The following is a 22337-nucleotide window of genomic DNA, read 5'->3' as shown; positions in this document are numbered from 1 at the left end:
GTGGCGACGTCCCTATCCGACAGCGCTGAGACGGTTCAGCCTGCCTCCGCCAGCAATGACGCCCTGCGCGCCTTCGTCGACCGCCATCAACGCATCTTCGTGCTGACCGGCGCCGGATGCAGCACCGAATCGGGCATCGCTGATTACCGTGACGAGCGGGGCGAATGGAAACGCCCACAGCCGGTCACTTTTCAGGCGTTCATGAGAGACGAAGCCGTACGCCGTCGATACTGGGCGCGCAGTCTGATCGGCTGGCGGCAGCTCGGCGCCGCGCTTCCCAACGCCGCACATCGCGCATTGGCGGCGCTGGAAGCGCGCGGTCAGTGCGAAGTGCTTCTGACGCAGAACGTCGATGGGCTGCATCAGGCCGCCGGCAGCCGTAACGTGATCGACCTGCATGGTCGTATCGACGCAATCCGTTGCATGAATTGTGGACAAACCAGCCGCCGCCACGACCTTCAGCCGCGACTGCTCGACCTTAACCCCGGCTGGGCGGCGCTCGACGCGACCAATGCGCCGGATGGAGACGCCGATCTGGACGGACAGGATTTCTCGACGTTCCGCATTCCTCCCTGTGCGCGGTGCGGTGGCGTCCTGAAGCCGGACGTCGTGTTCTTCGGGGAAAACGTGCCTGCCGAAAGACGCGACGCAGCGTTGGCGCATCTCGCACGCGCCGACGCCATGCTGGTCGTCGGCTCTTCACTGATGGTCCAGTCCGGCTACCGCTTCGTCGCAAGGGCGGCCGCCGCTGGCCTGCCGATCGCATCCGTGACGATTGGACGCACGCGGGCCGACGCGCTGCTGACGCTTAAAGTTTCAGAATCCTGTGGTTCTACTCTAAATTTTCTGCTTACCTGAACGTCAAAAAAATCCTTAAATTACGATCAACGATCACTTCACCGAACCCTCATCGCGGCAGAAAAATGTTTGCCGCCGGTTTGCACCAGTGCGTTCGAGCATTAGAATTGGAGAGATATCGAAAGCGCTCATCTTCCTCGTAGCTTAGATACGGCACCCCGAAGCACCACCCGGCCCCATCCACCATCGTTCAAACCGCCATTACGGAACATCGCGAATTTCCTCTGATTTTTGAAACTTCCTAAATTCAGCAATTAATCGAATAGACAGATTATAATAGCACTAAATACAACGGCAACAGACTGCTGATCGGACGATAAATCATAGCAATCACCCAGTCCGCCACAAAATTTTAGGCAAACCCACTCATACAGACACATGGCGATTCAATGAAATACCCCAGATAAGAAAACGATATATAAAAAATACAGATACAATATGCGATGCAGTAATTATATAGAAAATTTCAATTGTAACCAAAAATGCATTGCATCAAAAAAATAAAAAAGGCTCCACTTGCAAAATCATACGTCAAGCAGAGAAAAAATGATCAGTCTCGCAAGAAAGCCTGAGATATCTCATATAGAGTATCACCTCGCCAGCACATATTTTTTGAACGCCATTGAATATCTAAAAAAATGCAGCAAAAATGCCTGCGGGATAATATCATACGTCGAAACTTCCGACATCGAGATCAATGTCCTTGTCGTTAGAGATCAAGACAGTGGTTTCTACCCATACAAGAACGACCTTCAAATACCGCCGCCCTGCATCGTCTGGGCAGCCAACCGTTCACTCACAATTTTTGGAAAAAGGGAAAACAGTCGAGGCCTCGTAGACGCTGATTACTCCCCAGAGATCGGCTTACTCCATGAACTCGGGCACGCCAAACAATTTATCGAAGATCGAGGTTATCGTTTGGGGCGTAAAATCGGCCAAAAACAACCCTGGTTTCCTCTAAACGCCAGCAGCCTGAATGACCAACAGAACGCCGACGTGGAAGCTGACAATCTACGTCGTCACGAACACCCGGTTTGCCAAGACCTTGGTTTGGTGATCCGAAATAATTATCAGAATTTTCGTGGAACCAGCGATTTTAATTTACGCACCGCTGGGGCATTATACCTGGGAAACAGAGCATAGTGTTTATTGGTCTATTTTGTTAATTTGAATCCACAATAAATCGGACACGCTGAAGTTTGTTCGTGCGCTTCCGCAGACCGTCCATTCAATCCCGCGCACGTGCGTCAATTTAATGAAAAACAAGCGAGACCAACACCGTCGCCGGTCACGGCGTTTACTCAAGCGTTCGCATAACATCATCTGCGCTACAAAAATGAGATGGAAAATATACAAAAAACACCATCTCGGAAAATTTTTATACCACCCCCTCACACGCCAGTTCTTCCCGACGCACCAGCGCCTCCGAGACCACCGACAGAGCCATCGCGAGCGACGCACGATCATCCGGAGCACCCAGGCACAACCGCAGGCCTGAATCTGCATCGTTCGACACGGTCGACGCGTCCGGCGGCGTCAACTCGACCCCGCCGCGCAACGCGCGCGCAGCCACCTGCTCCGCCGCCAGCGGAGAGAGAGGCAACCAGACATGCGGCGAACAAGGGCCGCCGGGCGACGCCATCGCGGTCCCGAGCGCAGCCTGCGCCATCGTAAACCGTTCGGACGCTTCCCTGCGCACGTCCGCCATGATCGCATCGACGCGTCCGTCCGCCACCCATTGCGAGAACACCAGCCCACCCAACGCCGGAGGGCAATATCCCAACGCCCTCACGCCACGCAGCATTCTCTCGACCGGAAACAATTGCGGCAGCACGAGGAACGCCAGCCTGAACCCCGGACAGACACCCTTGGAGAGACTGGCGAGGTAGATCGTCCGCTCAGGAGCGAACCGGGCGATCTGCGGAGGCTTGCCCGAGTATGAATAATAGGCGTCGTCTTCGAGAATCAGAAGATCACGCGCACGAGCGACCTCCGCAATTTCTTTCCGTCTCTGAATCGACATGGTGCGGGATGTCGGATTATGCAGCGTCGGCACAGTGAACAACAGACGCGCCCGCGTTTCCGCCGCCGCGCGGTCAAGCGCCTCCGGCGACAGCCCCTCCGCATCCATCGCGACGCCACGCATGGCGATGCCGAAATGTTCGGCGGCCATCCGCGCGCCGTAGAAAGTCGAAGATTCGCACAGAACCGTATCGCCGGGACGGCAAAGAGACGAAAAAACCAGCGCCAGCGCGTGCTGACCGCCATTGCATTGCACCAGATCGCCAGCCGTGACCTGCAAACCGAATTGCCGGTCCAGCCACAACGCCGCCGCCTCACGCACTGCTGGCAACCCCGCGCCCTGCACGTATTGCAGCGCGGGTTCGAGAACGCCTCGCGCGGCAAGCTCCGCCAGCGCGGCGTTCAACGACCCGACAAGCGACACAGGAGGCGGGGTATTGCACCGCAGGTCAACGGTACCGCGATCCTGCGCGATCACCATGCCCCTCTCCCGCGTCGGCACATCGCGCAGAGGATCAGCCTGCACCCGCACGAACGACCCACGACCGACATGGGCCGACAGCAACCCACGCCGCTCCGCCTCGGCATACGCACGCGTCACGCTGCCAACGCTGACGCCGAGACGAAAAGCCAGTTCGCGTTGCGGCGGAAGCCTCTCCCCATCGGACAAAACGCCCGCACGCATGTCGTGATCTATGGCGCTGACAAGGCGCTCATAAAGGGGAGCGTGGCCATCAGGTAACACGGGCGTCCACATGCAACGTCTCCTGCGGGTAAATTGTATTGGTTCAATATAAGAATTGATCTCTTTTGTGAAGCTGGCAATTTATAGCAATCGAATCGATTCGTGTTGATTGTACTATAACAATCGGAACAACCTTCATGCTTTCCGCTTTCATGGGCAGAGCCGCCCTGCCCCCCACAGGTCAACTCGACCGGCGTAACATCAGAATTCCGCACGACGTTATGAACGCCGCCTGGACGCTAACGGCGATCATCGGCGGCCTGACCCTACTACTCGCGATCCGCGCGCCAGCCGCAGCGCATGACGACGACACAGTCACTGAGCGCGTCGCTGTATCATGGCGCCCGGAAGACCTCACGGACGCTGCACGCGCCAAAGCGCTCCTGCACCGCCTGGACGCCGCTTCGATCACTGCATGCGGCGGAGCCAGCAACGTGTCGGCGCCACTGAAGTCCGTCGCTGAGAACTCCGCCTGTCATCGCGAAAGTTTCCGGCGCGCCATACAATCCTTTCACAACCCACTGCTGACTCGCCTCGCCGATGCAACTGACGCCACAACCACCACGAACCAGGACCAATAACGCCATGACGACAGAACTGCCCTTCCTTCAGGTCGACGTGTTCGCCGCTGAGGCGTTTCGCGGCAATCCGCTCGCAGTCGTCGCCGGGGCCGATGCATTGAGCACCGACCAGATGGCGCAGATCGCCAACTGGACGAACCTCAGCGAGACGACGTTCATCCTCAAACCCGAAGATCCAAAAGCGGATTATCGCGTCCGCATTTTCACGCCGCACGGCGAACTCCCCTTCGCCGGGCACCCGACGCTGGGCACGGCTTACGTATGGCGGACGCTTGGCGGACACCCCAAAAGCGACGCCATCATGCAGGAATGCGGCGTGGGGCTAGTGCCTGTGCGCGAGCGAGATGGACGTTATTCGTTCGCCGCCCCACCCCGCCGGCGCAGCGGCCCCGCCGACGAGGCGACAATCGCCAGAGCGGCGGCGGCAGTGCGGCTGAACGTCGAAGACGTGATCTCTGCGGAATGGGCGGACAATGGCCCCGGATGGCTCGCCCTCCGCCTTCGCTCCCGCGAGGCCGTCCTGACCGCACGGCCAGACTGGAACGCATTCGACGGACTGAAACTGGGACTTGTCGGTGCCTGGGACCCCGCTCAAGACGGCGATGCGGCGCAATTCGAAATCCGCGCGCTATACAGTGAAGGAGATGGAAGAGGTTTTGAAGACCCCGTCACAGGCAGCCTGAACGCGGCTATCGCGCAGTGGCTTATCGACGGAGGATTCGCGCCATCACAGTATATCGCCAGTCAGGGGGCAGCTCTCGGGCGTATCGGACGCGTCTTCGTCGAGCGGGAGAAGGACGATATCTGGATCGGCGGCGACGTCGTAACGAGAATTGAGGGAACAATTACGCCCTGATCCGCTGCCGGCGGCCTATCGGTTGGGCCAATCGCGTGCGTCAGACGCTGCGCCAGATCATATAGGCAGCGACAACAAAGATGACGCACGCGAAAAGCGTAGACAGAAGGCCGGTCTTTCCCGCCATGCTTCGGGCCGCCCGCGTTCCGGCGAAGCTGCCCGCGACGCCGCCCAGAATAAACAACCCGGCCAGCGGCCAGTCGATCAGGCCGGAAGCAAGATAACTCGCGGCCGTACTGAAGCCGAAAACGGAGACCGCGACCAGCGACGTGCCGATCGCGCTTAAAATCGGCATCCCCGTAGCGGCGATCAGGGCGGGCACGATCAGAAATCCGCCACCGATACCGAAGAATCCCGACAGGACTCCGGCGCCAAGTCCGGCCCCCATAACCTTCGGCGCCGCCGCCCACGTAAACCCGCCGCCGGGACAGACGGCGCGCTTGCGACCGCGTAACATCAGCACGCCAACGACAATCATCAGCAGCGCGAAGCAAAGCAACAGGCGCTGACCGTCTACGGCTTTACCGATCGTGGCTCCCGCCAAAGCGCCCGCCACGCCGCAGCTGGCGAACAGGCCGGCGCAGCGCCACTGCACCACGCCGGAACGTGCGTGATGCGCCAGACCGGCGAGGGCGTTGACCGCGACTGCGAAGGCGCTGGTCCCTATGGCGACATGCGGATTGGCGACGCCGACGACATAGACCATCAATGGCACAGCGAGGATCGAACCGCCGCCACCGATCAGACCGAGCGTGAATCCGACCAGAGATCCACAAGCGATTTCAAGCGCTGCGTGCAGAATCAGGGGTTCCATGTCAGGTCGTCATGCCGACGAAAACGCCTGAAGCCCCGAACGAAAGGGGGAACAGCCCAAAATCCTCGCCACACATAAACAAATATTCTTCCACGCGCATCACAGAGTGTCGATCGGCACCTTCAGATAACGCGTTCCGTTACTCTCCGGCTCCGGCATCCGCCCGCCGCGCATGTTCACCTGCACCGACGGCACGATAAGGTTCGGCAGGGAAAGCGTGGCGTCACGGTCGCACCGCATCCGCACAAATGCATCTTCTTCGATGCCGTCATGCACATGGATATTGCCACCCCTCTCGGCTGCGACCGTGGTTTCCCATGCGTAGCAGTCGCGGCCCGGCGCCTTGTAATCGTGACAGAGGAAGAGACGCGTTTCGCCGGGCAGGGATAAAAGACGTCGGATCGACTGAAACAATTGCCGAGCGTCGCCGCCGGGGAAATCAGCGCGGGCCGTACCGTAATCCGGCATGAACAGCGTATCGCCGATAAAGGCGGCGTCGCCGATGACGAACGCCATGTCAGCGGGCGTGTGGCCGGGCACATGGAGGGCAGTGACCTCCATATCTCCAAGCGAAAAACGGTCACCGTCATGAAACAGGTGATCAAACTGCGACCCGTCGCGGGCGAATTCAGTTCCGGCATTAAAAATCTTGCCGAACACATCCTGAACCCGAACGATCTCCGCCCCAATGCCCAGCTTGCCGCCCAACTGCATCTGCAACCACGGCGCCGCCGACAGATGATCCGCGTGCGCGTGGGTCTCAAGGACCCAGGTGACCGTCAGCCCCTCAGCCCTCACGTAATCGACCACACGCTGAGCCTCATCATGATGCGTGCGTCCCGACGCCTGATCATAATTCAGAACACTGTCTATGACGGCGGCTTCTCGGGTGACAGGGTCATGCGCGACATGCGTGGCCGTAAAGGTTTTCTCGTCAAAGAATGTCCGCACCACGGGCGCAGGACGCGCGCCCCGTCGCACCGCAGCAATCTGCTCAGAAGCTTCCGCGAGCACCCTGTCCGACATCGAGACGCCTTCCATCGACGGAAAAAAGAATTGTTTAATTTATTTAATCATGAAACTATATTGCGTCAAGGCATCCTGAATTTCATAAAGAACACCATGAACGATTTTTCCAGTCAGAGCGCGACGCCGACATTCCGCCCCTTCCCCAAGATTGGAGACAAGGCGCCTGACTTTTCCGCCCGCACGACACTAGGGGAACTGACGCTCAGCGATCTGCGCGGCCAGTGGGCCATCCTGTTCGCCCACCCGGCTGATTTCACGCCCGTCTGCACCAGCGAGTTCATCGCCCTCGCCGCCGCAGCCCCGGAATTCGCCGCCATGGACTGCGCCTTGATCGGCCTTTCGATCGACAGCGTCTTTTCCCATCTGGCGTGGATCGAGGCCATCAGAGCGGAGTTCGGCGTAAAAATTCCATTCCCCATCGCTGAAGATCCCTCTATGGCCGTGTCGCGAGCTTACGGCATGCTGGACGACGCGTCCGAGAACAGCGCGACCATTCGCGCCGTGTATGTCATCGACCCTGAAGGCGTGATCCGGGCCATCCAGTGGTATCCGCCAACAGTCGGCCGGTCCGTTGACGAACTCAAACGCCTGCTGGCCGCCCTGCAACTGGTGACAGCCAGGCCAGTGTTGACGCCGGAAGGCTGGCGCCCCGGCGAACCGCCGATTGCGCCGCCGCCAGAGATACAGAGGGACTTTGCGCGACTCGGCCCGCGATGGTTTCTTCAGGAAGCCTCCGCATCATGAGCGCCCTGACGCCCGAAAGCGCACGAAAACTTTCAGAATTTCTGAAAATTTATACGCAACCCCAACGCCTGCTTATCCTCGACACGCTACTGCGCGGCGAACGCGCCGTCAGCGACATCGAGAACGAAACCGGCGTCACGCAACCAACGCTCAGCCAGCAGCTCGCAACCCTGCGGCGCGCAGGGGTGATCGTGGCGCGGCGGGCGTCCCGCGCCATCTTCTATGCCTTGGCCAGCGACGCCGAGACGCGGCGGGTGCGCCTGCTGCTTGGCGTCGCGAACGACGCCTCTCTTCCCGCCGACACGCCCTCTCCTTTCCTCGACGCAGTATCTCCACCGCGACGTGACTCCGGAGCCAGTTTCGCCCGCGTACACCCCTTGCTCTGAAATTATTCCCCGTTGCCGCGGCGAAACGTCATGCTCGGGAACACGTCGTCGCGCAGCACCAGGCCGTGCAGCAGCGCGGCCCCGAGGTGAGCAAGCACAACAGCGAACAGTGAGAACGCCAGCCACGAATGGAGATGGCGTAATGTCGCAAATAACGCCGTGTCATACGGAAGGATCGGCGGCAACGACGCGCCGCCCCACATCGTCACCGGATAGGCGCCCGCAGAAAGCATCCCCCACCCCACGAGGGGCTGCGCGATCATCAGGGCGTAAAGCACGACATGGGATGCTCGCGCAGCGAACTTGAGAGCTGGCGGCAACGTGTCAGGCAATGGCGGCGCACGAAACAGGAACCGGTTGGCAAGCCGAACCAGCGCCAGCAGCAGGATCGCTATGCCCAAGGGCCGATGCAGATCGACAAGCGTGTGATAGACCGGACCGACGGTCGCCGCCATAAAAACGCCGATGAACAGCATCGCCAAAATCATCGTCGCCATGAGCCAGTGCAGCACGCGCGCGGAAATCGGAAAACTCTCGACACTGCGCATTATTGTCCTCCGGAGCGAACGGCGGCGGGCGTAATCTCGCTGGGCGGCTTGGTTTCGTCGGAGCGCAGGGTGAAGGAGCGGGAATAAACAGCCGAACGTGCGGCCGGAATCGGATCGTCGGACGGAGCGACGCCCTCCGGTAAAATCAGCGGGTCAAAGGTTATGCCCGTGCATGGGCCGCCGTCCTCGCTCTCCGCCTTCGTGAGCGTCAACGTCCCTGCGTCGACCTTGCGTCTCTGCTCTGGCCAGGCGGCGGTCGGGTCGGCCGTTGGATCGCCCGGTTCGCCGACCGTCACCATCAGGCGCCACCGAAGCTGCCCCTGCGCCAGCGCTTTCAGAAGATCGTCGAACAAGTAATCCTGCCCGCCCTCTCCGGCCGCAGGCGGCTCAACCGTCTGCTCCGGGACCATCGTCCACCGCACGGGCGTCGCACCCCCCTCAGCGTTTACGAAGAGAAAGGCGTCGAGGCTGTTATACGTGTCGTTAGCGAAGCCGGACGTCAGCGCGCGCGCCTTGAGAAGGCCCAGCGCGTTTTTGGTTTCGGGATGTTTGTCCAGAAAAGCCCCTATCCGGGCGGGGTCCGGCTGCCCCGTTCCGGGAACAGGCGCAGTGGCCAGCGTGAAATCACTGAAATCCGCCGCGTTTCTGACAAGGAAGACCGGGATATCGTTGATGCCCATGCGCCATTCGGCGCCATTCGTCGGCATGAGCCGCAACGCCATGCTGCGCACCTTGCCCGGCGCGTCGGGCTGATTCGGCGCGCCGCCAGCAAGCGCGAAACGCCCGACGACCTGCGAACGCTCTTTTCCGAACAGCGCCGCGCGCGACAGGGGCGTCGCCGCGCCAGACCCGTCAAACCAGCCGGACACACATACGCCTTTCGCATGATTGCGCCTGAAGCCCGGATGAGATCCATCTACGGCGTGAAAATCACGCATGAACGTCACCGGGGTGAGGCGGTCGGGAGACAGCCACCCGGCGGTCGCGACGAACGCCGCCGCGACCGCCGCAGGGGCCGCGACCACCACCGCCAATCGCAACGCGCCCCCCTTTTCAGTCAGACTTTTACGTATCAGTGCCAACATTCGGGGCGATGCTCCCTGGCGGTCCGACACCCCGGATCTGACGGTCAGATCCCAAAGCAGGGCGCTCGAAACGGCGTCGCGCTGTCGTGACGATGCGCACCATTTCTAGCGCGCATCGTATTTTTCCTGCGATACATTTTTTTACTTTCCGGCGGGCGTTCGCCGCAGGAAAGAGCGCGCAGCAGAGGGGGACTTGACCCCGCCGCGTCTCACCCCAAGTGTTCGGGGACACAACTGGAGCGCCAACATGAGCGAGAACACCGTCGCAGTCAGCGACAGCACCTTCGAAACCGACGTCCTCAAGGCCGAGGGTCCGGTCCTTGTCGACTTCTGGGCGGAGTGGTGCGGCCCCTGCAAGATGATCGCCCCGGCGCTCGATGAAATCGGCGCTGAACTGAAGGGCAAGCTGACCGTCGCCAAGGTCAACATCGACGACAACCCCGTCACCCCGAACAATTTTGGCGTGCGCGGCATCCCGACGCTGATCCTGTTCAAGGACGGCAAGCCGGTCGAAACCAAGGTCGGCGCACTGCCCAAGAGCCAGCTCAAGGCCTGGGTTCAGGGCGCGCTCTGAAGCGCCCCATCCTCCGCCGCGCGCCAGACCGGCTGCGCGGCGGAGACTGTTTCCCGGTTTTCAGGCCCGCCCCGCGCGAGAATTTTCCTTGCGTCCGCGATGCGGTCCTGTATCCTACCCCGCATGGTTCCGACCCGCGTCCTTTCTGATTCGATGCCGCGCCACAGCGCGCCGATGACGCGCGTCCACACCCTCGGTCAGCTTCCCCAGCTTCTCCTTCGACTTATCCGCCCCTGAGCGATCGGGCCGACAGGACGTCGGCGCGCCCAGGGGTTCGAAGACAGCATCAGCGTTCCGTTCGTCATTTCGACGCCGGAACCGGGACAACGCGCAAGCCGTTATGACGGCGCAGACCATACCGAGGTTACCATGGCTATCGATCATCCTTCCTTCGGCCGCATCGACGACAACCGGGTCATCATCTTCGACACCACCCTGCGTGACGGAGAGCAATCCCCCGGCTTCTCGATGAATCTGGACGAGAAGCTGCGCATGGCGCAGGCGCTGGCCGATCTTGGCGCGGACGTCATCGAGGCGGGTTTCCCCGTAGCCTCCAAAGGCGACTTCGAATCCGTCAGTGAAATCGCCCGCGTCGTGCGCGGGTCGGTCGTCTGCGCGCTGGCCCGTTCCGGCGGCAAGAACGACATCACCGCCGCAGGGCAGGCCATCGCCGGCGCCGAGCGCGGACGCATCCACAACTTCATCTCCACCTCCCCGCTGCACATGAAATACAAGCTGCGGATGGAGCCGGAGACAGTTCTGGAGATCATCACCGCAGGCAACGTCGCCGCCCGCAACTTCACCGCCGACGTCGAATGGTCCGCCGAAGACGGATCGCGCACCGAGCCGGACTTCCTGTGCCGCTGCGTCGAAGCCGCGATCAAGGCGGGCGCCACGACCATCAACATCCCCGACACCGTCGGCTACGCCACGCCCGAGGACATGGAGCGCATCTTCTCCATGCTGAAAGAGCGCGTGCCCGGCGCCGACACGGTCATTTTCTCAGCGCATAACCACAACGATCTGGGTCTGGCCGTCGCCAACACGCTGGCCTCCCTGCGCGGCGGCGCACGGCAGATCGAATGCACGATCAACGGCATTGGCGAGCGCGCGGGCAACGCTGCGCTGGAAGAAATCGTCATGGCGCTGCGTACGCGTCAGGACCAGATACCCTACACCAACGGCGTGCAGAGCGAGAAATTGCTGAAGGTCTCGCGCATGCTCTCGACCATCACCGGTTTCGACGTGCAGCCGAACAAGGCCATCGTCGGCCGCAACGCCTTCGCGCATGAGAGCGGCATCCATCAGGACGGCGTGCTGAAGAACGCCGCGACGTATGAGATCATGACGCCGGAGAGCGTCGGCTGGTCCAAGTCCTCGCTGGTGCTGGGCAAGCATTCAGGCCGCGCCGCGTTCCGCGACAAGCTGACGGCGCTGGGCTACACAATCGGCGATAACCAGCTGAACGACGCGTTCGAGCGGTTCAAGGATCTGGCCGACCGCAAGAAGGTCGTCTACGACGACGATATCGTCGCTCTGGTCGATGACGAGGTTCGCGACCACGCCCGTATCCGCTTCCTGGCGCTGGACGTTTCCGCAGGCTCACGCCGCCCGGCCGAAGCTACGCTGGAGCTGGAAATCGACGGTGAACTGGTGGAAGCCACCGCCACCGGCAACGGCCCCGTCGACGCCGCCTTCAACGCCATCCGCAGCGCGTTCCCTCATGAGGCGCGTCTGGCCCTGTATTCCGTCGGCGCCGTCACCGAAGGCACTGACGCGCAGGCCCGTACGACGGTGCGTCTGGAAGAAGACGGCAAAATGGTCGATGGACAGGGCGCTGACGCCGACACGGTGGTCTCCGCCGTCCGCGCCTATGTCCACGGGCTGAACAAGCTGCTGGTGAAGCGGGCTCGGAGTGAGCCTGAGGCGCTGCCTGCTTAAGGAATAGCACGCACTATCCCTTCTTTGCCGAACTCACGGAAACGAATTGTCGTTTCCGTGTTTAGTGAGCAGACGCCTCTCTTATCCCTTTAACTTTTGGAAACGAAGCCCCCGAAAGACCGATGATCAATTCGAGTTATGAAGCAGCTGACATACAAATATAGAACTGCAAGACCACATTGTTGTGGTCACGACAGAATCATGACTCAGCGATGTCACTAAATAACGGAACAGTTCAAATGAGGGCTTTCCGAGCCATCCACATTGGTCTTCGCTGCCGCATCTACCACACGTCTCAATCCGTCGACGCAAGATGCATCTTGCTGATAATTGACCCGCAAGCCAGCACCGAAATCACTCCGTACGGAAAATAAAAATCATCGAAATATGCAACCAATATTTATAATCGAATAGTATATTGACATAAATTTCGTATCAAAAATAGGCTCTTTGTCAAGAGGCTCTCTTAGAAATAAATCTCTCATTTTAATACAACGATTGAGGCAGTACGTTGCAAACTGAAATATGATCAATTACACTTGCGTTGGCAAAAAGACTATCAACCCTTCAATGAAACTCACGGTATACGGACACCGGGTCTGCAGCCATGTAACTGGGACGCGCATACGCCTCTCACTCGTGTTGGCTATCAGACGTAAAATTGGCGGCATCTTTTATGGTAGATAACCTCTCCTTAGTTGTTCCATTTTACAATGAAGAGGAAGGTATAGATTTTTTTTCAAAAACAATTTCCTCAACTCTCGCAAAAATCCCCTCCAGCGAATGGGAACTAATTTGCGTGGACGACGGAAGTTCTGACAAAACTCTACAAAAGTTGATAGATCTTTCGTTAAGCGACTCCCGATTTAAAGTCGTCGAACTGTCCCGTAATTTTGGTAAAGAAGCAGCACTCACCGCGGGACTAGACACCGCTTCCGGCGCAGCTGTTGTGGTGATTGACGCCGATCTGCAAGATCCAGCTGAGATCATTGCGACCATGGTGGAGAAGTGGCGTGAGGGAGCCGAGGTGGTTCTCGGTAGACGCATCGACCGGTCATCGGACAGTGTAGCAAAGCGCGCCACGGCTTCTTGGTTTTATTCACTTCACAACCGCATTTCAAAAATAAAAATACCTGAGAACGTCGGCGATTTCCGATTGATGGACCGATGCGTAGTAGATGCGCTCAAAACGCTCCCTGAACAGCAGCGCTTTATGAAAGGATTATTCGCCTGGGTAGGCTTTCGTACCGTAACCGTGGATTACGTCAGAGCGCCGCGTGTCAGTGGGGTTACAAAGTTCTCACCCTTTTCGTTATGGAATTTCGCCATTGAAGGAATAACTAGCTTTTCTACAGTGCCACTACGAATTTGGACTTACATAGGATGCACTGGGGCGTTATTAACTCTTCTATACGGAATTTTCATTACACTTAGGACCATGATTTTTGGAAGTGCAGTACCTGGTTACGCATCTATATTTTTTGCAATAACTCTACTTGGAAGCGTGCAAATTATCAGTGTAGGAATTTTGGGTGAATATATAGGAAGGATGTATATGGAAACAAAGAATAGGCCAATATATATTAGAAGGAAGATATATCACAGAATTGATTGAAGTAAAAAATAAAATCCAAAACTCAAGACGCGCTGATTAGAGCCAAAAGTCGGAGGGCTCGAAGCGCCGTTGATTGAAGTTTTTGCGACTTGATTTTGGCGCCTGGCTTCCGTTCTGCATTTTGAGCAGAGCAAGGAGGTCATCCTTTGGATCGCTACGCTGCGGCGTTAATTCGCTGCGGAAAAAGAGAGCGGCGTATGTTGATGACGATATTGGCCAGTCCAATCTTCACGGCGACTCGCGTTATGCCGCCTGTTCGGACAACGAGCCCCGTCTGTGACTTCTGATCGGCAAAAACGTGTTCGATGCGGGATCGGATGACCGGTTTTCCGGCATTCAACCTCTGGATACGTCGTGGCGCAGGCTTGAGATGCGGCTTTTTTCTGTGGACCTTTGAGGCAAGGCCATGCTTGCCCATGAAGTTCTATTGGCTTTTAAGCGGCAGGCAGTATCCGCCCAAGCCGTTGGAGCCGTATTGGTTTTATCTAGGGCGTGTCGTCAGTTAGGGGGGCGGTACCCTGAAGCTTGTACTTCCACCTGATCTGTGATGTTTTCTCTTTGTTTTTGGAGCGGGGGAGGACTGTGAATGCGTCGGTATCGCCTGAGCGACAGTCAGTGGGAGCGGGTAAAGGATCTTCTTCCGGGTCGTGAAGGTCATGTTGGTGGCACGGCTGCGGATAACCGCCTGTTTGTCGAAGCTGTGCTGTATCGTTACCGCGCAGGCATTCCCTGAGGCGATCTGCCTGTCCGCTTTGGTGACTGGAAGAACGTCCACCGACGGTTGCCCAGCTGGTGCGAAAGCGGTGTCATCGAACGGATTTTCCGGCATCTGGCCGCCGACCGCGACAATGAATACATGATGATCGACAGCACGATCGTCCGGGCACATCAGCATAGTGCAGGCGCTCTTAAAAAAGGGGCGCGGATCAGGCCATCGGATGGTCCCGGGGCGGACTGACCACGAAGATCCACGCTATTGTCGATGCTGCGGGAAAGGCCGTGGCTCTTTCCCTGACACCAGGGCAAAGGGCCGACATCACTAAAGCAGACACCCTTCTGGACGAAGTCGACCCTGAAGCCTTTATCGCCGACAAGGCTTATGACGCCGATACGCTTATCGAAAAGCTTGAAGAACGGCAGATAGCACCGGTTATTCCGTCAAAGAAAAGCCGACGCTATCCAAGGAAAATGTCCTTCTCGTTTTACAAAAAACGAAACATCATCGAACGGTTCTTCGCCAGACTGAAGCAATTCAGGGGCATCGCAACACGATACGACAAGCTGAAGTCAACATTCCTCGCAGCAGTCCAACTCGTCGCCGCCATCATCGCCATTAAATGACGACACGTCCTAGGCTCAGGACTCATAGCCAAAACATGACGGTTGCAGCGAGGCGGATGGCCGAGAAGAATACGGTGGAGCATCTGTCATAGCGTGTCGCGACCCGTCTCCAGTCCTTGAGCCTCCCGAACATGATCTCGATACGGTTGCGTCTTTTGTATTTCCGCTTGTCGTATTTTGTGGGTTTCCCCGGGGATTTCCGTCCCGGAATGCAGGGTTTGATCCCTTTCTCCCCCAGGGCGTCCATGAACCAGTCAGCATCATAGCCCCTGTCCGCCAGCATCCATTCGGCTGGTGGGAGACCGTCCAAAAGAGCTGCGGCGCCGGTGTAATCACTGATCTGGCCTGCTGTCATGAAGAAGTCGAGCAGACGTCCGTTCCGGTCGGTGACGGCATGCAGCTTCGTATTCATCCCGCCTTTGGTGCTCCCAATCAGACGGCCTGGAGCCCCTTTTTTAACCGCAGGCTCGAAGCTGTGCGATGTGCCTTGAGATAGGTCGCATCAATCATGATTGTCTGAGGCTCTGCCCTTCCGGAGGCCAGTCCCTCCATCATGCGGATGAAGATCCCCATGGCGCGCCAGCGCTTCCACCGGTTGTAGAGCGTCTTGTGTGGACCGTATTCCCGGGGCGCATCACGCCAGCGCAGAGCATTTCTGTTCACGAAAATGACCCCGCTCAACACACGGCGGTCATCAACCCGAGGCTTACCATGGCTCTTCGGGAAAAAGGCCGCAGACGCTCCATCTGCTCGTCCGTCAACCAATACAGGTCACTCATCTTCAGTCTCCTCAAGGAGCCTGAATCACAACCTGACGCTCATATCAATGGGTCCTGAGCCTAGAAGCCTCTCGCGTAATCTGCTGCGCACCATCACTGGCGGCTGCATCGCTCGCCTTCCATTGACGGATTAGCCGGAACTTCCGAACAATGGAAATATGCAGCTTATAGCCAAAGAGCGGGATGGCAAGATCTGTTGTCGATAGGGTTCCATCCTCCTGCTGCTTCGCCTTGATAAACTTCAACGTCCAGCGTGCATGACGGTCTTTGCGAGAAAGCTTTAAGGGCCTGTCCTGCCAGTCTTGTGGTATCCGTCCCTCCCGAAGATCCGCTTTCCCACTGTTGGTATTGCGCTGCCTTGGAGCCGTCACCAGCGTTGCATCCAGGATCTGACCTGATGACATCGGCAGATAACCAGCATCCCTCAGGGTGACGTCAAGGCAATCAAACAGAACGTCAATCGCATCGGCCTGGGTCAGACGCTCACGGAACAGGCGGTCGTTGACCGGGTATTCCACCTGTTCGTCGGACAAGGTGTTCAGCATCTGGATGACCAGGATCTTGAACATCACTACCGGATCAAACGGTGGGCGCCCCCCTTTTTTTCCGCCACGCACAGGCCAGAGCCTTATCTATATCTGTGCGGAGCACTTCAAAATCCACAGTCCGGGAAAAGCTTCGAACTGGTCACCAAGCCCTCTCAAACGGGCCAGGCGCTCTTCTAACGTCAAAGAAACCAGACGGTTTCACGATCCATCCCCCTGACCAACCCAGGGAAAATGGAAACATAGAGATAAACTCAAAACCAGGAGGTTTTTCGAACCCTCCAAATCACTCAGAGCCAACTTCCTCACAGCGGCCAGAATCGTACCGCTACGCCCACCTCAATGGGTCCTGACGACGGCTTATTGTTTCTCAAATGGACGCACAATTATCACATCCCCATCAGAAGTAGACTGCCACCCTATACTCTCTACCGCCTTACGCAGGTTAGGATCAGTCTCGGGAGTTATCAAAATCGCGTCTATTTTATATTTTTTTACATGCCGAGCCAGTTGATCAGTAAAGTCTGCGTCGACACGGCGTTGCTGCAGCGCAGAAATCAGTGGATCTGCAGAAGCCTCGGCCGGAGTATATCCAAGGTAACCACCACTCTGACGAAAGTTAAAGCCCGCATCGACCTGAAGCGCCATACATGGTCCGATACTTCCAAATGGCAAAATTAGTACAACAGGGTCGGGAGGCAAGATCGCCTTAATGTGAGCCGGCGTAAAAAACGGATCGGTGGGCCACGAACCGCCGCGATAAAAATCACGTTTTGGCACGAGACAAAGCAAAGCAATGATCGCAACCGCGTAACGAAAACCGGAACGACGCTCCGATAAAAATATCGCCAGTAAGAGAGCCATGCCTAAGTTGACGAACATGCCAATTCGCGACGGAAGCACCGAACCCAATAGTGGCAGCCGCTCAGCGAATGCCCAAGGCAAAGCAAACGAACTTGTTTGTCGACCTGAATGCAAATGACCACCCATTGAAAAAACGGCAGCCACGCCAGTACAAACTGCAATCACACAAACAAGGCGCGACACCCGCGCGCGCTGAAACACCATCCACAAAGCGACAAGCAACATCGGCAATCCGATATAGCCATTCCACTCCGATGCATTACCGGTAAAATTATTCGTGACATCCTGAAAAAGTCGAGAGCCTGCTCTTAGCACTACCGTGGGCAGAACAAATGACAATACGTCATTAGAGTAAGTTTCGGGGTCGTTCATAACACGAGGCGTCAGATGCGCCCCTAGAACCATGTAGTACAGAAATGGTCCAGCCAAGACGAGTGTTAGCAATCCGGAAAGTAAAATATGAACAGCCAGACGCACAAGCCGTATGCGCTCACCTCTGCTGGCTCCTATCAAGCAAACAAACCAGACAACCACACCAAGAACCGACGAAGTCGCCAAAACCTCGCTTGAAATACCCATTTGCGCGAGAGCCGTGAGCGCCATAAAAATCACAAAATATCTTACACGTATTTTCTCTTGCAACCGCAAGCGGCAAAGCAGAACGGCAAGTGGTATTAATGGTGTGAACGTCAAATTCAGATGACCCAGCATCTGAGCTGATTCATAGGCCGAAAAGCCGAAAACTAAACCAGCCATAAATGATGGAGCGTCACGACCAGTTATGTTTTTCGCCAGACAATAGGCGCTGAACGCGGAAAGCGCTGACCCCCCTACGTTGACCAAGTTAAACACCAAAACCGGCCCTGCCACCATCGTCAGAGGCGCGCTAAGAATCGCTAGTGTCGGAATTGCTGTCGACCAAGTCAGATTGAACCCAAAACCACTCCAGATACGATCAGTAACGAACGGATTCTGGCCATGCCAGATTGCATGCGGCCACCAACTCAGCGCCCATACGAATTGAAGAGGATCACCTCCCCCAACCATATGAGTAAACCACGATCCTAAAGGACGGTATAAAATCGCGGATATCGCAGCATAGAATATGAATACAATAATTTTAACAGTAAACGGTTTTATTTTCATGAATTCCACCCCGGGCTACAGAATTTATTTACAAACATGATTATAAACACTCTCAACTGTGCTTTCCGCAAATATATGAAATAAAATCTTCAACACAATCGAATTTCTCTGTTTATCTTACCCCAACCGCTCCACCCCACCCATATACGGCCGCAACGCAGGCGGCACGGTCACGCTACCGTCTTCTTCCTGCCAGTTCTCCATCACCGCGATCAGCGTGCGCCCGACCGCAAGGCCCGATCCGTTCAGCGTATGCACGAACACCGGCGCGCCTTCACCGGGGCGATAGCGCGCGTTCATCCGCCGCGCCTGAAAGTCACGCGTGTTGGAGCAGGATGAGATTTCACGCCAGGCCTGCTGGCCCGGCAACCATGCCTCAAGGTCGTATGTCTTCGCGGCGCCAAAGCCCGTGTCGCCAGCGCAAAGCAGCAGGCGACGATACGGGATTTCCAGCAATTCCAGTACGCGCTCGGCGCAGCGCGTCATGCGCTCATGCTCGGCGTCGCTTTCTTCGGGCGTGGTGACCGACACCATTTCGACTTTCTCGAACTGATGCTGGCGCAACATCCCGCGCACGTCGCGACCGGACGCGCCCGCTTCAGAGCGGAAGCAGAGCGACAGCGCGCTCAGGCGGATCGGCAGTTGCGCGGCATCCACGATCTCGCCCATGACGGAGGCCGTCAGCGGCACTTCGGCGGTCGGCACCAGCCAGCGACCGTCGGTTGTGACGAAGGACTGATCCGCGAATTTCGGCAGTTTGTCGGTGCCATACATCGCGGGCTCATTCACCAGAACCGGCACATGGGTTTCGCTGTAGCCGTGCTCGGTTACATGCAGGTCCAGCATGAACTGACCCAGCGCGCGCTCCAGCCTTGCGATCCCGCCACGCAGCATGACGAAGCGCGCGCCGGACAGACGCGCGCCCGTGGCGAAGTCCATCTGCGCGTAACCGTCCTGCTGCATCGCCTCGCCGAGTTCAAAATGCTGCTTCGGCGTGAAGGCGAAATTGCGCACGGCGCCGCGTTCATGGACCACGACGTTCGCGGTCTCGTCCGCGCCCGCCGGCACGCTGGCGTCAAGCCGGTTGGGCAGCACGGCGAGGCGATCGCGCGTCTCCACGTCCAGCGCCTGCGCGCGTGCGTCCAGCCCTTCCATCTCGGCGCGCAGGGCGACCGCTTCGGCCTCCAGCGCCGCGCTGTCGCCCTTGTTGCGGCGAATGACGCCGATTTCCTTGGACAGCGCGTTGCGGCGTGTCTGCTTCTCCTGCAACGCGGTCTGGGCGGCGCGGCGTTCTTCGTCGAGCGCGAGGATCGAGGCGGACACGGGCTCCAGTCCACGGCGGGCGAGGTCGGCGTCGAATCCGGCGGGATCGGCGCGCAGCGCGCGAAGGTCGTGCATCAGGAAGCCTCTTGGTCTGTCTGTGTCGGCTCGCTCCGTGGCTCCACGAGGCGGGCGGAGATGATGGAAATCTCGTAAAGGATGATCAGCGGCACGGCGAGGCCGGTCTGCGTGATCACGTCAGGCGGCGTCAGGATCGCCGCCGCAACGAAGGCGCCGACGATCGCGTAGCGACGGAACCTCTTCAACTGTGCGGAGGTGACGATCCCGGCGCGAGCCAACAGGGTCAGCACCACCGGCAGTTCAAAGGCCACGCCGAACGCCATGATCAGCTTCATGACCAGCGCCAGATATTCCGACACCTTGGCCTGAAGCTGGATCTGCAACCCGTCATCGCCCCCGGAGGTCTGGAACGACAGGAAGAAGCGCCACGCGACGGGGAAGATGAAGTAATAGGCCAGCGCCGCGCCAAGCAGGAACAGGATCGGGGTCGCGATCAGGAACGGCGCGAAGGCGCGCTTCTCCGAGCGATAGAGGCCCGGCGCGATGAAGATCCACGCCTGTATCGCCACGACGGGGAAGGACAGGAACGCGGCGCCGAAGGCCGCGACCTTGATGTAGGTGAAGAACGCTTCGTACAGCGCCGTATAGATCAGATGCGGTTGTTCGCCCTTCTGGCGCATGATCTCGCCAAGCGGCCGTGCGAGAAACAGATAGATGTCGCCCGCGTAGTGGTAGCACAGCGCGAAGCACAGGCCGAAGCTGACGGCGGACCAGAGCAACCGGCGCCGCAGTTCGAGCAGGTGCTCAAGAAGCGGCATGGGCTCGTCATTGATGGCGTCCTGTTTCAGAGCCCATCCTCCCGAATGGCCGTATGGTCGGCGCTCTTCTCATTCTGTGTGACCAACGCCGCGAACGGAGCCACCCGATGCGTTCCGTGCAGGACGCGGACCGGCGGCAGGATCGACGGCGCGGCAAGACGGCGGTGTTCAGCCGTCACGCGGCGCGCGATGGAGGGCGGCAACACGGCTGGCGGCGGTTTCGGGCGCTCGTCCTGAACCGCAGTCAGCTCAAGTTCGGGCGGCGCCACCGGGGCGCCGATCTCCATCGCTGGCGGCAGCAACGGTGGCGCGATTCCGCCAGAGGACGCCACCGCCAACGACGGTGTGTCGGAAGACAATGCGGAGCGGCTGCTCTCCGGCCCCGTCAGCAAGCTTGAGCGAGCGAGCGGATCGTCAAACGCGCGGCGAATCTTGCCGTCGCCATCGACCGCACGCATGACCCGCCCGCGCACGTCGAAATTGCGCAGGTCACGGACATGATCCCGCACTTCGCCGAGGTCTGCCTCTCGCACCATTTCATCAACATGGCTCTGGAACTCGGTGGCGAGACCTCGCGCCTTTCGCACCATACGTGCGACGGCGCGAATGGCGGTCGGCATATCCTTCGGGCCGATCACCAGCAAGGCGACCATCCCGATCAGGGCGAATTCCGACCATGCGAAATCAAACATCGTCACCGCCCACGCGAACAGCCGCCCGCGATGCGGCGGCATGATCTACCAGCGCGCGAGGGGTCTCGCGCATAGCATGAAGACGACAGCCGGTCATTGCGCGACCTGCTGCCGACCAGCCCACCCGAGCGGGAGAGCTGGAATTCGGATCACGCTTACCCTGACCGCAGCGATGTGGAAACCACCGGCGGCGGATGAAGCATCAGTCCTCGTCGTCAGACAGAGCCTCCGATGCGCCTGCGTCTCCCCCTGATGGCTCGCGCGTATCGTCATCGGGCACGGAGCGCCCACCCATGTCCTTCTCATCCTCCGGAGAAGACGACTCTTCGGAGCTTTCCGTCCCGTGCGTCAGCAGATCGGCGGAGTTCTGCTGTGCATTATGTGTGACGGGCAGACGTGGCGAGGTCGGCATGTCGCCAAGAAGCTCCTCACGACGCGGCAGGGCTGTCAGGCTGGTCAGCCCGAAATGCCGCAGAAAATCCGCCGTCGTGCCCCACAACACCGGACGTCCCGGCACTTCCTTTCGCCCGCGCGGCGCAATCAGGGATTCCTCGATCAATGTGTCGAGCACGGTCTGTCCCAGACTGACGCCGCGAATTTCCTCGATTTCCGCCCGGGTGCAGGGCTGGTGATAGGCGATGATCGCCAGTGTCTCCATCGTGCCGCGTTGCAATCGACGCGGCTTGGCGAGAACCTTGGTGAGCATCGGGGCCAGATCCGCCGCCGTGCGGAACTGCCAGCCGCCTGCGACTTCAACCGGAGCGACCCCTCGCCCGTCATAGCGCGCCACAAGCGCGACGAGGGTCTCACGCACATAGGCTCCGACATCCTGCACCGCTTCCGGAATCAGGGCGCGGCTTTCCAGAAGACCGAGAATCGTCCGGGCGCTGACCGGCTCCGTGCTGGCGAAGATCAGAGCCTCTACGGCACGGATCACCTGCTCGCCGGGCGGCGGGGGAGGTTCTGCGGGCTGCGAGTCGACGGTCTGACCTTCGGCGCCATTCGCCTCAGCC

The 22337-nt window shown here is 58.6% G+C and carries 20 protein-coding genes and 4 pseudogenes; 10 read left to right on the top strand and 14 right to left on the bottom strand.

From position 1 onward, the window contains the following. Window positions 1-858 (top strand): NAD-dependent protein deacetylase, encoded by an 858-nt coding sequence (locus tag G442_RS20950; protein WP_035376227.1) that lies wholly within the window; start codon window positions 1-3, stop codon window positions 856-858. A 546-nt stretch (window positions 859-1404) separates the two neighbouring features. Further along, window positions 1405-2001 (top strand): hypothetical protein, encoded by a 597-nt coding sequence (locus G442_RS0105035; RefSeq protein WP_026397108.1) that lies wholly within the window; start codon window positions 1405-1407, stop codon window positions 1999-2001. Between the two features lie 235 nt (window positions 2002-2236). Here G442_RS0105035 and G442_RS0105030 read toward each other — a convergent pair whose 3' ends face one another. Further along, window positions 2237-3637, bottom strand: a complete 1401-nt coding sequence (locus G442_RS0105030; RefSeq protein WP_035376226.1) for an aminotransferase-like domain-containing protein — start codon at window positions 3635-3637, stop codon at window positions 2237-2239. A 125-nt stretch (window positions 3638-3762) separates the two neighbouring features. On the opposite strand from G442_RS0105030, the gene G442_RS0105025 reads away from it, so the two are divergent. Further along, a complete protein-coding gene (locus G442_RS0105025; protein ID WP_026397106.1) occupies window positions 3763-4206 on the top strand; it encodes a UrcA family protein in 444 nt (147 codons plus the stop codon). Window positions 4207-4210: 4 nt separating this feature from the next. After that, a complete protein-coding gene (locus G442_RS0105020; protein WP_026397105.1) occupies window positions 4211-5062 on the top strand; it encodes a PhzF family phenazine biosynthesis protein in 852 nt (283 codons plus the stop codon). 40 nt (window positions 5063-5102) lie between these two features. Here G442_RS0105020 and G442_RS0105015 read toward each other — a convergent pair whose 3' ends face one another. Together G442_RS0105015 and G442_RS0105005 are read right to left on the bottom strand one after the other, a co-directional pair. Further along, window positions 5103-5876 carry a sulfite exporter TauE/SafE family protein gene (locus G442_RS0105015; RefSeq protein ID WP_026397104.1) on the bottom strand — a complete coding sequence of 258 codons (774 nt, stop codon included), beginning with the start codon at window positions 5874-5876 and terminating at the stop codon, window positions 5103-5105. 99 nt (window positions 5877-5975) lie between these two features. Next, on the bottom strand, window positions 5976-6902 hold the full coding sequence (locus G442_RS0105005) for an MBL fold metallo-hydrolase (RefSeq protein WP_026397103.1): 927 nt from the start codon (window positions 6900-6902) through the stop codon (window positions 5976-5978). A 96-nt stretch (window positions 6903-6998) separates the two neighbouring features. Between G442_RS0105005 and G442_RS0105000 the strand changes: the two genes are divergently transcribed. Together G442_RS0105000 and G442_RS0104995 are read left to right on the top strand one after the other, a co-directional pair. Beyond that, on the top strand, window positions 6999-7649 hold the full coding sequence (locus G442_RS0105000; protein ID WP_026397102.1) for a peroxiredoxin: 651 nt from the start codon (window positions 6999-7001) through the stop codon (window positions 7647-7649). Beyond that, window positions 7646-8035 (top strand): ArsR/SmtB family transcription factor, encoded by a 390-nt coding sequence (locus G442_RS0104995; protein WP_026397101.1) that lies wholly within the window; start codon window positions 7646-7648, stop codon window positions 8033-8035. Before G442_RS0105000 ends, G442_RS0104995 begins: the two co-directional genes overlap by 4 nt. A gap of 2 nt (window positions 8036-8037) precedes the next feature. Here G442_RS0104995 and G442_RS0104990 read toward each other — a convergent pair whose 3' ends face one another. After that, a complete protein-coding gene (locus tag G442_RS0104990) occupies window positions 8038-8583 on the bottom strand; it encodes a cytochrome b (RefSeq protein WP_026397100.1) in 546 nt (181 codons plus the stop codon). Next, window positions 8583-9668, bottom strand: coding sequence for a catalase family peroxidase (locus tag G442_RS0104985; protein WP_051291945.1), 1086 nt, complete (start codon window positions 9666-9668; stop codon window positions 8583-8585). Before G442_RS0104985 ends, G442_RS0104990 begins: the two co-directional genes overlap by 1 nt. 247 nt (window positions 9669-9915) lie before the next feature. Between G442_RS0104985 and trxA the strand changes: the two genes are divergently transcribed. Then, on the top strand, window positions 9916-10242 hold the full coding sequence (trxA, locus tag G442_RS0104980) for a thioredoxin TrxA (protein WP_026397098.1): 327 nt from the start codon (window positions 9916-9918) through the stop codon (window positions 10240-10242). Here the strand turns inward: trxA and G442_RS0104975 are convergent. After that, on the bottom strand, window positions 10227-10367 hold the full coding sequence (locus G442_RS0104975; RefSeq protein ID WP_154660347.1) for a hypothetical protein: 141 nt from the start codon (window positions 10365-10367) through the stop codon (window positions 10227-10229). The genes trxA and G442_RS0104975 overlap by 16 nt on opposite strands. Before the next feature lie 244 nt (window positions 10368-10611). On the opposite strand from G442_RS0104975, the gene G442_RS0104970 reads away from it, so the two are divergent. Together G442_RS0104970 and G442_RS0104965 are read left to right on the top strand one after the other, a co-directional pair. Further along, window positions 10612-12183 (top strand): 2-isopropylmalate synthase, encoded by a 1572-nt coding sequence (locus G442_RS0104970; protein WP_026397096.1) that lies wholly within the window; start codon window positions 10612-10614, stop codon window positions 12181-12183. A gap of 676 nt (window positions 12184-12859) precedes the next feature. After that, entirely contained in the window at window positions 12860-13798 is a 939-nt protein-coding gene (locus tag G442_RS0104965) for a glycosyltransferase family 2 protein (protein ID WP_026397095.1), read from the top strand. Window positions 13799-13952: 154 nt separating this feature from the next. On the opposite strand, the pseudogene G442_RS20945 reads toward G442_RS0104965, so the two are convergent. Beyond that, window positions 13953-14287: pseudogene (locus G442_RS20945) on the bottom strand (IS5/IS1182 family transposase); the annotation flags it as partial. Window positions 14288-14384: 97 nt separating this feature from the next. Between G442_RS20945 and G442_RS24260 the strand changes: the two are divergent. Continuing rightward, window positions 14385-15139, top strand: a pseudogene (locus G442_RS24260) (IS5 family transposase). A 22-nt stretch (window positions 15140-15161) separates the two neighbouring features. On the opposite strand, the pseudogene G442_RS24255 reads toward G442_RS24260, so the two are convergent. The 7 genes and pseudogenes from G442_RS24255 to scpB form a co-directional block, all read right to left on the bottom strand. Further along, window positions 15162-15918 (bottom strand): annotated as a pseudogene (locus G442_RS24255) (IS5 family transposase). 83 nt (window positions 15919-16001) lie between these two features. Then, window positions 16002-16668, bottom strand: a pseudogene (locus G442_RS20935) (transposase); the annotation flags it as partial. A 155-nt stretch (window positions 16669-16823) separates the two neighbouring features. Continuing rightward, on the bottom strand, window positions 16824-18473 hold the full coding sequence (locus G442_RS0104925; RefSeq protein WP_146882369.1) for a hypothetical protein: 1650 nt from the start codon (window positions 18471-18473) through the stop codon (window positions 16824-16826). Window positions 18474-18590: 117 nt separating this feature from the next. Continuing rightward, complete coding sequence (gene serS / locus G442_RS0104920; protein WP_026397090.1) at window positions 18591-19871, bottom strand: serine--tRNA ligase; 1281 nt, start codon at window positions 19869-19871, stop codon at window positions 18591-18593. After that, window positions 19871-20632 (bottom strand): twin-arginine translocase subunit TatC, encoded by a 762-nt coding sequence (tatC, locus tag G442_RS0104915; RefSeq protein WP_035376225.1) that lies wholly within the window; start codon window positions 20630-20632, stop codon window positions 19871-19873. Before tatC ends, serS begins: the two co-directional genes overlap by 1 nt. Before the next feature lie 26 nt (window positions 20633-20658). Further along, window positions 20659-21366, bottom strand: a complete 708-nt coding sequence (tatB, locus tag G442_RS20930; protein WP_307188542.1) for a Sec-independent protein translocase protein TatB — start codon at window positions 21364-21366, stop codon at window positions 20659-20661. Window positions 21367-21526: 160 nt separating this feature from the next. Beyond that, entirely contained in the window at window positions 21527-22261 is a 735-nt protein-coding gene (gene scpB / locus G442_RS24250; RefSeq protein WP_246789354.1) for an SMC-Scp complex subunit ScpB, read from the bottom strand. Window positions 22262-22337: the final 76 nt, after the last annotated feature.

Origin of the sequence: Acetobacter nitrogenifigens DSM 23921 = NBRC 105050, assembly GCF_000429165.1 — a bacterium.
In the GTDB taxonomy this organism is placed as follows: domain Bacteria; phylum Pseudomonadota; class Alphaproteobacteria; order Acetobacterales; family Acetobacteraceae; genus Acetobacter; species Acetobacter nitrogenifigens.
Note: the sequence above shows the minus strand (reverse complement) of the source record. Positions and strands in the feature narration are given on the sequence as shown.